The sequence below is a fragment of the Cohaesibacter sp. CAU 1516 genome (assembly GCF_005771485.1).
GTDB lineage: Bacteria > Pseudomonadota > Alphaproteobacteria > Rhizobiales > Cohaesibacteraceae > Cohaesibacter > Cohaesibacter intestini.
Genome location: NZ_VANT01000024.1, coordinates 1 through 4540 on the forward strand (window position 1 = coordinate 1; position 4540 = coordinate 4540).

A 4540-nucleotide genomic window follows, 5' to 3' on the forward strand; every position below is an offset into this window, starting at 1 on the left:
CTTATCCCGGTTATATTGAACCCGAGCGGTATCATCCCAAGGCATATGACCCTCCATCTTCTCATCAAAGACGGTTGAATCACAACCTATTGATATCGCTCAACTACTTTTAAATCCGGCTCTCAGGACCAACTAAAGCCCAAATCGTCACGCAATTTGCCATTTCCAAAACGTCACAAAAACCGGCCGCCACCCGCAAGGCTGCAAAGGCATAATCCCACCTCAATCGCAACCTTGCGTATTCTCATCGCACAATCCCTAGTGAAATCTCTCGAATTCTGCCCATGTTGTCGAAGAAAATGGAATAGACAAAAATGCACAGCCAGAAAAGTGACGCAGTAGGATTAGCTCATGTAACTTCAATTTGGCGGAAAGGCAATTCATCCCATTACCTCTGGGGGGATTACCCCGGCAACGCATGGCTGGAACAGCGCTTACTTTTTTAGACGCAGAGGAGTAAGATTTTGTATTGAATTCAAACTTGAACTGGGTTTAATTACGATGCTCCAGATAGGGGCCTGCAAAAACCTCACATATCGTACCGCTCACGACGAAATCACGTGATCGAGCATGAGCCGAAGTAAGAACAAAACGGAACCAAAGTTGAAATTTCCGCTGATGGTTTCTCAGAACGGAGGGTTTTGGCGGATCTCCAGATGGGATTAACGACCACTTTTAGTATGTTGAGAAAATTATGAACCGTTTAGAACTCTCAAGTTCAAAATTGAAGAAAATTTTAAATTTTGGCATCACAAAATTTCCAAAGAAATTCGAGTATCCTTACGAAATCCACGATCCCCGGGATGTGTTTAGGGACATGGAGCATTCTACTTGTTTTCGTTTTGTTGGGGACAATTGGCTCATAGGGAAAGAAAAGCCACTCGCAATTATGTGGGGTTTCAATGACTGGAAGTTAGGGTTTTTAGCCGACTATTTAGATGATTATCGTTTGGTTTTTGCTCCTCGAAAGATTTCTAGCGTACAGGCATACCAAGAGCTCAAGAATTTTCGTGAACAAAATATTAAACACATGGTTTGGGGCTACAACGAGCCTTGGATTATTCGAAAGCTGTTTGGTAAATCGATTACTCGTGTGGAAGATGGATTTGTTCGCTCTGCTGCTCTTGGGGCTTCTCACTCTACGCCATATTCTCTTGTTTTCGATGAAAGCAGTCTTTATTTTAATGCAGAAACACCGTCAGACCTAGAGAAGTTGTTGCAAAACTACGACTTGCCAGAAGACGAAGTATTTAAAAAAAATAATCAAGAGTCTCTGAAGCTATATATAGATCTTGAGGTGACTAAATATAAATACTATCAATACAAAAAAAACAAATCTGCAAGGGTTAGACCAAAAAAAACTGTGGCAGTTATAGGTCAGGTTTATAAGGACCAGTCAATTAAGTACGGAAATCCTGAAAAATGGACTTTTGAGAATCTTTTAGATTTGGCTATCCTTGAAAACCCAGGTTGTGACATTCTTTACCGGCCTCATCCAGATGTTTTCTATGGATTTCAAAAATCCTCCAGAAAATTTCGGAAATACAAAAATCTGGTAACCGTCGTAGAGCCAACTGTTCCATTTATTCAGTTCCTAAAAGAAGTAGATCATATTTACACTATATCTTCGCTTTCTGGATTTGATGCGCTGATGCATGGTGTGAAGGTCACCACGGTCGGTTATCCCTTTTATGCAGGCTGGGGGTTGACTGATGATCGGCTGGAGCAAGAAAAATACACCAAACGAAGAAACCGTCAAAGAACATTAGAAGAGCTTTTTGCCATTTGTATGTTGGTCTATCCTAAATATCTGGGCAATCTTCGAGATAAAAGAGTCGGTTTCATATCCTCAGTTTATCACATCGAAGCAGATCAATTTTTGAACTCATATAATAATGTCGCAAGAGTTCCTAAAAGTGAACCTGAAGCAGAAAAACACATTAGTAGTTACACTGGAGAGTCGTTTTGGCCCCATTTCATGCAGGATACGAAGTATTCCGCGGCCTTTAATAGGTATTTCGGAAATGTCAATATCTCCAACTACTTAAGCAAGACCTCTGCAGAAAGCTATAAGAAGCTTTTCTTTTGTATCGTTATGGGGCGGTTATCGGGGGAACCCAATATTGAAATTTTTATGAGTAAGTTCCGAAATTTTATCGAATTGGACGATTATCGAGAGTTAATTGAACTTACCCGCACCTATCGTCCTAACCTTGCCCTTCCTGTACAAGCGGCTTGGGTGGAAAGCAAATCTTTCAAGGACGAAAGCTCTGTTCAAATACTGGAGCAGGCCACTACCGACTTTTATATATTACAAGACCTAAAGGAGAAAATCGAAAAATCTGACGAGATTCAGAATGAAACACTTGAAAAGCTTGCTAAGCAAATATCACAAAATTCTGTCGTTCCTAGCGAAGTGGCCACATATTACTATGCACTGTATTCTGAATTGATCCGAAGCGCACAATTGGACGATGCTTTGGAATTGGCTATGATTATTTGTATTACTGGCAACTGGGATACACGTTTTGTCTTAGAACTGGTTTCGCTATTGAGTGATCGTGTAGAAAATGGTGCAGCACAGGAATTGGCTAAGTTTCACCAAGCTATGTGCTTGACCAATCACAATCGCAATAGCACTCATTCCTATATAACTAACTGTGTCAGCATAAAAGATCGAGACGAGTTGGTCAATTTGTTGCGAAACGTTTCTCTTGATATCGCGCTGAATCCTGAACGTGCAAACAAACTCATCCACTGCCTAAAGCGATTTGTTGAGCCTCTATTTCCGGAGTTCGAGGAATTTATCTATTCAATTTTGCGAATGGACAGAAAAATATCTAATGGGAAAGCCATTGCCTACTGTCAGGTTGGAGATTTTTACCGAGCTGACCAATGTATTGCCAATTTATTACGAGATAATTCAGAAGATATAAATTTAATTGTTACGTATTCAATGATACTTGTGCATAATGGCAAATTAGAGAAAGCGCTTGAAATACTGGAAAGAGCAGAAGGTGAAACGCAATCAGTCGCTTTTTATACTCACTATATTCGTATTCTAAAATCTTTCGGGCGTTTCGAGGAGGCTATGAAGGTTGCTAGGAATGCTTACGAAAAAGGGCTTGAGATAAGCAACGAGATTATTCTTCCTATTCACTTGGGCCTCGGTGATGTCGAAGCTGGTTATTTCCTTTACAATGACGTGCCTGTCAGAGAAACTGTAAAAAGGTGCTTCAAGGAAAAATATCTAGATTCCAATGATCAAGCTCCAGAGGATTTGGTGTTGTTGTCTTCATATGGTCCAGGCGACGAATTGCGTTTTGCATCTCTCTATGCCGATTACGCCAAACATTTTGGTTCAGATAAGATTCAGATCGTTACTGATACTCGACTTCATTCGTTGCTAAGTAGGTCATACCCAGACATAGCTTTTATTTCGGCAAGGAGAGTTTCATACTTCATGCCAGATGCGCCAAATTCAAATTATGATCAGTTGCCAACCGCTGAGCTTATACGTCTACTGGATAACAATAGTTATAGGCAGGTCCAAAATCATAAGCAGGTAAAAATGGTTACGGATTATATTTCGAGATTTCGGAAGAAAAAAGGCGACTTCCCTGGAAGAAGATATTTGAAATGCGACCCAAATAGAGCACGATTTTATCGTAACGAACTTGTTAAATATGGAAAACGTTTTATAGGTATTTCTTGGCGTAGCCATCTAACGGATCATATTAGAAATATGAATTATTTGACTATTGAGCAACTTGAGCCATTGTTCGAGCTTGATATGAAAGATGTGGTTTTTGTGAATCTGCAGTATGACGATATTTCTAAAGAGCGGCCTTGGATCGACGCGCATTATAAAGATCGGTTCATCGATTTCGAAGATATCGACCAATTCAACGATTTTGAAGAAGTCGCTTCTTTGATGTCCTGTATGGACTTAGTAATTGCTCCTCCGACTGTTGTTGTAGAGATGGCCGGGGCGCTTGGCCTTGATACACTTTTAATCTCCAATCATGGCGAACTGGAATGGAGAAAGACCAATAATGAAGGTTTGGACGTTTGGCAGAAATCAATCACTCACATCAGCGGAACATTCATCGGGGACAAGAAAGGGCTTGTAGAAAGTATGGCCGCTCAGGTCCGATCTAGGTTCCAATTTGGTAAGATTTGAAGAATTTACTCGTATTGGACTTTCGTTCTCCCTAATCTTTCAAGGTTCATGAGTATGTGGCGCCAATACCTGTCATTTAGTAGCAAAATTTTTGATAGCAGTGAGTTTTTGCGAGTGTCTAGCTGGAGACCCGCAAAAACCCCTCGCAATTTTGTCGGGCGTATGATTCCCTAAAGTCATGGGGGATATGGCATGAATCCAAGCAATCTATTCGGTTTGTCTGAGCATCTTGAACGTCTGAGCAAACATGGTGACCCTCTCGAGGTTCTCGATGCCACTATTGATTTTGAGTATTTCCGCGGCTGGCTTGTCGAAGGTCTCGGTTACGGCGATGGGTCCAAGGGAGGTCGCCCTCCG

1 protein-coding gene and 1 pseudogene are annotated in these 4540 nt (G+C 41.1%); both read left to right on the forward strand.

The window, feature by feature from the left end; genetic code table 11:
- Positions 1-694 precede the first annotated feature (694 nt).
- Entirely contained in the window at positions 695-4183 is a 3489-nt protein-coding gene (locus tag FDK21_RS20295; protein WP_138150684.1) for a hypothetical protein, read from the forward strand.
- A gap of 192 nt (positions 4184-4375) precedes the next feature.
- A pseudogene (locus tag FDK21_RS21000) lies at positions 4376-4540 on the forward strand (IS5/IS1182 family transposase); the annotation flags it as partial.

Excerpts from the sequence above, each read along its gene's own strand:
- FDK21_RS20295 (WP_138150684.1), top strand. The coding sequence starts at position 695 with ATGAACCGTTTAGAACTCTCAAGTTCAAAATTGAAGAAAATTTTAAAT.